1 protein-coding gene is annotated in these 548 nt (G+C 47.1%); it reads right to left on the reverse strand.

What is annotated here, in order from left to right:
* Nucleotides 1–548 (reverse strand): MtrB/PioB family outer membrane beta-barrel protein (locus Q4591_RS20105; protein WP_303462630.1); only part of this gene is annotated, 548 nt, incomplete at both ends.

Here is a 548-nt window from a genome sequence, read left to right on the forward strand (position 1 = left end):
AGGGCGTTATTTTCAGATGAGGTCAGCTCATTGGCTTCATAGTCAGAGCCACTGCGATTAGCGTGCTCGGCCTTAAGATTAAAATTAACCTTGTCTAAGGCGCGGACATTGAATTTTAGCCATAGGTTGTCGTCATTGGTTTGCTCGCGGTCACTGAAGGTACGCTCCACTTCTTTGCGGTCGTAACCTGCTTGTAAGCGGTAGCCACTGGCGATGCGGTAACTGGCATTGACTTTATAGGTGTTACGTTCAATATCTTGCGGGGTATTTTGTCTAAAGGCGCCAGTTAAGCTATTGAAGTTGTATTGGGCAAATTCAGCGGTTGAGCTTTTATTATCACGCTTGCTGTAATCAACGCTGCCGCCTAAACGTAAACGGTTAGTGAGCATCGAGGTCAGCGCAAAACGACCATCAAGGGTGTCAATTTGACCATCCCAGTTTTGTAGCGGATTACCCGTTACTTGAATGAGGTTGTCATCTTGTATCATACGGCCTGTCACGATGCGGCCATTCATGACGGTGCGATTGAGCTGGTACTGACCTGATAA

This window comes from Shewanella sp. 3_MG-2023 (assembly GCF_030548765.1).
Taxonomy (GTDB): Bacteria; Pseudomonadota; Gammaproteobacteria; order Enterobacterales; family Shewanellaceae; genus Shewanella.